We start from the raw sequence: 6,432 nt of genomic DNA on the forward strand, positions 1-6,432 counted from the left end.
TGTAGTGCGGACTTCAGTCCGCATATTCAGAGGACTAAAGTCCTCACTACAAACCTTACAATAAAAGTGTTTGTAGTGCGGACTTCAGTCCGCATATTCAGAGGACTAAAGTCCTCACTACAAACCTGACCATAAAAGTGTTTGTAGTGCGGACTTCAGTCCGCATATTCAGAGGACTAAAGTCCTCACTACAAACCTGACCATAAAAGTGTTTGTAGTGCGGACTTCAGTCCGCATATTCAGAGGACTAAAGTCCTCACTACAAACCTGACCATAAAAGTGTTTGTAGTGCGGACTTCAGTCCGCATATTCAGAGGACTAAAGTCCTCACTACAAACCTGACCATAAAAGTGTTTGTAGTGCGGACTTCAGTCCGCATATTCAGAGGACTAAAGTCCTCACTACAAACCTGACCATAAAAGTGTTTGTAGTGCGGACTTCAGTCCGCATATTCAGAGGACTAAAGTCCTCACTACAAACCTGACCATAAAAGTGTTTGTAGTGCGGACTTCAGTCCGCATATTCAGAGGACTAAAGTCCTCACTACAAACCTTGATGAATTTTATTTGATTGAAATATTAATAAAATATAAAGTAAAATCGCGATTTTCTGCTTTTTGTGCAGTTAAAATTTAGTCTGCCGAACAGTTTTGGGTACAAACAACCAGAATTTTGTAGCACGATCGTTAAATCAAGCAATTTTAGGCTAATTTTGAACAATAATAGTCTCTAGCTTCGGTATTTCGGCAAAATAAGGAGTTCTGTTACAGCGACAATTGCCGTTTTTTGACTTTACCAGCTTGGTATATAGGCATTGCACAACGTCAGCCAGCTATTTCATTTGAAAGTCTACTTACAAGTACGGTATTGACTCGCAAATGGCTGGGAAATTTATGATATTTATCAGTATTTATACGATTGAATTCTGGAGTTTTAGGAGATTATAGTTAAGATCGAATGCTTCAACAAACAATAGCGATCGCTATTATCGCCATCATTTTGCTACCAAATTCTAGATTAAATCTACTCAAGCATTCGCGCAATTGTATCTCACAAAAAATGAATGTGTGAGTTGAAAACCATCAGCAGCATCTAACCTTGACAGAGTAAATACTAAATCTATGACTACTAATCCTTCCTTTCTCAGTTCCACATCATTCAATCCGCTGTCACCATCGGTAGACTTATCTGTTTCCTTCGCCCAAAAGTATCTACAACAGATGAAAAGCGGTGCCCCTGCGGTTGTGGGTGAGGATAAATTTATCGAACGACGGCGTATCAGTATGGCAAAACAAATGTTGACATCGCTGCGTTCAGTGAGTGCAAAATCATGGACGAAAACTGACTATCTATTGTCAGAAACGTTAGTTGAACACGGTATAGATACGGATCTGATCGATCCTTGGTATATTTCTGGTGGCATCCATCAAGTTTATAAGTTGGCGATCGAAGCATATAGCGAGCAATTGTCGCCCTATCGTATAGTCAACAAGGTGAGTCCAATTCTCGGACAAGTCCGACAGCAGGTAACAGAAATTGATCCTCGCGTGATTGGCTTTGTGGCGATGCAATATCACTACACGGGAATGCAGTTGATGGAATTGCTTCCCGAGGGAGAACAGGAAAATTTTGGTAACTACGTCAAAATCCTAGACGATCATCTGTATATGCCACTGCCACGCGCCTACGAAGCTGCTGCAAACCATCCATCGGATTCAGTTGCGCTGCAATCTGTGCGCCTGCTAATGTCGAAGATGACCGAGATTGCTGAACGGGTAGTCGATCGAGTAAATGAACTGTACCCACGGTATCGCTGTTATTCTGGGCCCCTCAGCAGCGAACGCATCCGTACATCGAGTATTCGTGATGTCGAGATGTTTCAGGTTTATATGTGGGTTTGTTTGCTAGAAGGCAATTTGCACGCGCTAGAAACCGAACTGTTTCCCCTCTGCGTGATGATTTACCCTCGACTGAATGTGAGTTGGGAGCTCGTCAGCCAGATGACTCACCTACTGCGTAAGGAGATTGGGGCATATCTGTCACCCCAACAAGCGGTGTATTGTGAACCCTTCTACGAGATTCTGCGCCGTATGTTTTCAGAGGAAGTTTTCCCGAATGCTTGATACGCCAAAAACTCTGACGAACAGCACAAAGCTTGATATTAAAGGACTTTAGCTGGTTTCTCCAATATTAGCTATTGTCCTGTTTATTTTGAATTTCGTTTTGCTTTTAATCTAAAAGGCGATCGACATATGACATATTTGCGATCGTCCTCCCCATCAAAATCCCTATATATAGCAGTTATCAAAAAAGTGAGGTACGTTGTTGGGCTTAAGCCCTCTTAAATTAGTGATTATAAGCTGTCAGTCATACCTCATCTTTTTGAGATTGGTTCGATCAAATATTGTCTTATTTAGCTTTCGGCTCATCCTCAACTTCCGGTTTACTCTTGTTTTCCTGTTCAAATCGCATTTCATTTTGCAGCGAATTCAATGGAACTAAAAGCATATCAGCCATTTGCGATTGTCCTCTAGCCCTGTAAATATCTATAGCTTTCTGAAAATCTTCAACTCCCCCCTGTTTGTCTCCCGTTACACCTCGAGCATGAGCACGAACCATATAAGCTTCTACAAAATCAGGATTGAGATTAATTGCTTGAGTAAAAGCTTCAGATGCTTCCTTGTACAGTCCTCTGCGACCGAGGTCGAATCCTTGTTGATAAAGTTCTTTAGCTTTCATAGCATTCCTTAATTTCTGCTGCTCATCACGCTTGCATAAAGGATCGAGTCTATTTACTTGACCTGATGAATCAAGTATAAAACACCCTGGTTCTTCCTGAGCATTCGCTACAATTTGAAAAAGAGGTAGAGACGCTATAAGGACAGAAGAAAAAGCATAAATTAAGTAGGGCTGTTTCAGCATTACAGGTACTGTTTAAATATTATTGATGTATAAAAATACCATACCTGTATCGTTCCAAGTGTGACATCGATCATGGCAATAAATGATTTATATCACTTACAGTGAAATGGCTCGGCTCGTAACATCCTATCAATCATGCTCTGCAATAAATTTCGCAAGCATCATTTTGTAAGTATCATTGGGGCTTCAGCTATGAACTACTTTCAAAAGACCGCATTATTTATGGGGGTAGCAACTGCTATTAATGGGCTTACTTTTGCAGCTCAGGCTCAGTTTTGTGCAGACCCTTCTCATACAGCAGCAACTAAAGCTAGACTCGATCAAATTGCCCTGAGTCAAGGGATTCCAATCAATCAAGTTGGACGAGCTTTTCAAAACTTTGCACTAGCTACCATCAGACCAGGTACTCCAATTCCAGAGAATACCAGGTTATTTCCTTCAAAGAAAAGGGAAGATAAAACGGATGGTGAGATCAAAAATGTACAACCTGATGGAGTTCTTCCACTTGTATTTGTGAATTTTCCAGCAGGCCCAACTGAAACATATGCTGATAGCGTTTTTTATGAGGTAAAGGCGCTAAAGGGAGATCTCCTCCCCCCGAGTTACCAAAAATATCAAATTCTCGGTTTCATTGATGCGCTCGGTAACAGCCCTGCAAAGACAGCAGGCAGAATACCAGCAATCATTTTTCTCACTAGCGCGGATATAAGGGAGATTAGTTTTGCAACAATAACAGAAGCTTTATTCAATGGTGTAGCTGTCTGGCACGCTATAGGTTGCGAAATTCCAGGCAGCTCTAATCAGCTCCAACTAGGTCAAGCCTCCCTGAGAAATCCCGCAGTCTACTTTCTCCAGTTAACGATTCCAGAATCAATAGGCCCTGGAATCCCTGGAAGAATTTTCATACCAAATCCGACTTAAATAAGCTGTTAGTCATTTAAATTTATTGCCTCAACCCCTTGCAGTATGGGGTCTGGCGCACAAATAGTGCAGTTTGAATGTCGAACAGCTTACCCCGTTTATGACTGGGCGGTTGAAACCATTTTGGGGCTGGAAAATCGAATCTAGCGATAGCAAGTTATTCGATTTTTACCCCCAATTACACAAAGGAATCCCGCCTCCGCTGGCTAAAGAATAAAGAGGCCATAAACCCGAATTTTGAATCGTTAATTCAAGGTTAATTATCTGCTATTTCATACTTTACTCAATGGTAAAATATATGTCTATTGAACAGCGCCGAGGTATTGAAACAATTGACAGAAACCAAAATCTACTTCTCGTTCGCGCTCCTATTGAGTCAGTGGCGGAAAAATTTAGTAGGGCGAGACGTGCGGATGTTTGGGAACGAGATATATACGATCGCGAAATCGAAATCACCACCGAGAGCTATATTGTATTTCAGTTCCGAGGACACCCTTGGACGATCGTTGAAAAACTGACTTATAGGCCCGGTAGCCTTGTATTTGGAGAAGGAGATGCGATCACCCTTTCCTGGTTCCTATCCACTCGTGCCATCTACTACAAATGCAGCGATACTTGCGGTTATATTGGTTATAACTGCTACGACGGAGGTGCATTTGCAGAGATGCTGTACTTTGAGGAAGAGATGGATCTCCTATTCCTCTCTAACTTTCGTGAGGTTAAAGCTGAGGACATTGAGAGTGGTTTTAGATTTACTGACGCTTTTATGGAGGAGCAAGATATCTATATTCCCTACGTATATTACGAAAATGTGAGGGCTGGCGATCGCCTTAATTTACGCCCCAAAGGCCCGACGTTAGATGATTTAGTACGCAGCGACTTCGAGCGAGTAGATTATATCGGCGTTAACTAAAATACTCTTAACTCGAAAACTTCGCCGCACCTCTCAATCCGCTATTCGATCGCCCTTTTCCCCCAACTTCCCCATCAGCCGCTGCAACTTCTGGGAAATCGCGCGCGGCGAAGCTATCCCCAACGGCATCCTCCGCCGCCCCATCCAGCAACTGAATTTGAATTTGATCCAACCGCGGCCCGCACGCAGAAACCACTGTAAGTTCCGCATTTTCGCAGCGCCAAACTTCCCCTACTGCCGGCATTCTTTGCAACTGATAACTCAGAAAACCTCCGATTGTCTGATATTCGTCTGTCACCTGCAAGTCCAAATTCAATATTTGATTGATATCATCTACATTTAACTGTGCTTGCGCTAAAAAAGTGCGATCGTCCAATACTTGTAAAGCAATCTCTTTGTTGTCGGGCGACTCGTAAGTGCGGCCGATAATTTCAGCGATCAAATCCCTCAGCGTCACCAACCCGGAAATGCCGCCAAATTCATCGACGACGATCGCAATTTCTTCCGACGAACTCTGCATCAAAGGCAGTAATTCCCCCAGCACCATCATTTCCGGCACAAATCTCACCGAACTAATCCAAGTTACAATCGGCGTGTCGGGAGATAGCAAACCTTCAGCTAAGGGTTTCGCCAGTTGTTTGAAGCCAATAATCCCGATAATATCGTCTAAAGAATCTCCCGTGACGGGATAGCGGGAATGGTTGGAAATCGCCATTTCGTCAAGCAAAGTTTGAAACGTAGCCGTACTGGGAAGTACCACAATGCTGGGCCTGGGCACCATCACTTCTTCTACGCAAACTTCGCCAAATTCAAACACGTTATTCAGCAATTCTCGCTCTTCTGCTTCCAAGCCGCTAGATTCGCTGGAAGTCGCTATAATTAATTGCAGTTCTTGGGGCGTAACTGGCTGGTGCGTGCGCTCGTATTCGATTCCCGCAAGCTGCAATAGCGATCGAGTGGATTGATTGAGAAACGACACAAAGGGATTGAACAAGCGGGAAATCAATAAACTCGGAGGCCCTAAACTTCTGGCTAGCTGTTCGGAATAAACTAAGGCTACAGATTTGGGCAGGATTTCGCCGAGTACGATTTGCAGGTAAGCTAGCAGGAAAAAAGTTACTATTGAAATGCTGGCAGAATGGGCGATCGCCGATTTGATATAAATTGGTAGCGGCAAATAGCCGATCGACATTCGGATGAGAACGGCGATCGTATCTTCTCCAATCCAGCCGAGAGCTAAACTAGAAAGAGTAATTCCCAACTGCATTGTCGAGAGCAATCGCTCGATACTGTGTATCAAAGATTGAACAGTTATTGCCGGAACATCGCCGGCCTCGACTAATTGATTAATCCGCGATCGGCGTACCGTCACCATCGAAAACTCAGCCGTCACGAAAAAAGCATTGATCGCAATCAGCAGCAGCACTGACAGCAACCGCGACAGCACCTCTGCCCAACTCATCGCGGGTAAATCAGCTATCTCCTGAACTCTAGCCCCTAAAAGTGACACAATTCTCCCTAGAACAACTTTCTCGATCGAACCTGAGAATCAGATACATTTAACCCGGTAAATCCCGGACTAAGCCCAGAATAGCCGTGTATGGCAAAACAGAAAAAGCAGCAAGCTCTCCTGTCAGGGAGGTATCTCTCAAAGCTTTCAACAAAATATTGAAAGCG

Annotated in this window: 5 protein-coding genes; 3 read left to right on the forward strand and 2 right to left on the reverse strand. The window is 43.4% G+C overall.

Annotation, left to right across the window (positions count from 1 at the left end; translation table 11 throughout):
• Positions 1-1,120 precede the first annotated feature (1,120 nt).
• A complete protein-coding gene (locus QZW82_RS31380; protein ID WP_293158063.1) occupies positions 1,121-2,122 on the forward strand; it encodes a hypothetical protein in 1,002 nt (333 codons plus the stop codon).
• Between the two features lie 286 nt (positions 2,123-2,408).
• Here the strand turns inward: QZW82_RS31380 and QZW82_RS31385 are convergent, their stop codons facing one another.
• On the reverse strand, positions 2,409-2,921 hold the full coding sequence (locus QZW82_RS31385) for a hypothetical protein (protein WP_293158066.1): 513 nt from the start codon (positions 2,919-2,921) through the stop codon (positions 2,409-2,411).
• Between the two features lie 192 nt (positions 2,922-3,113).
• On the opposite strand from QZW82_RS31385, the gene QZW82_RS31390 reads away from it, so the two are divergent.
• Both QZW82_RS31390 and QZW82_RS31395 read left to right on the forward strand, forming a co-directional pair.
• A complete protein-coding gene (locus tag QZW82_RS31390; RefSeq protein WP_293158069.1) occupies positions 3,114-3,842 on the forward strand; it encodes a hypothetical protein in 729 nt (242 codons plus the stop codon).
• Between the two features lie 298 nt (positions 3,843-4,140).
• A complete protein-coding gene (locus tag QZW82_RS31395; RefSeq protein WP_293158071.1) occupies positions 4,141-4,755 on the forward strand; it encodes a hypothetical protein in 615 nt (204 codons plus the stop codon).
• A 7-nt stretch (positions 4,756-4,762) separates the two neighbouring features.
• Here the strand turns inward: QZW82_RS31395 and QZW82_RS31400 are convergent, their stop codons facing one another.
• On the reverse strand, positions 4,763-6,217 hold the full coding sequence (locus QZW82_RS31400) for a hemolysin family protein (RefSeq protein WP_293158074.1): 1,455 nt from the start codon (positions 6,215-6,217) through the stop codon (positions 4,763-4,765).
• Between the last annotated feature and the right edge of the window lie 215 nt (positions 6,218-6,432).

The sequence above is a fragment of the Microcoleus sp. bin48.metabat.b7b8b9.023 genome, from assembly GCF_013299185.1.
Taxonomy (GTDB): Bacteria; Cyanobacteriota; Cyanobacteriia; order Cyanobacteriales; family Microcoleaceae; genus Microcoleus.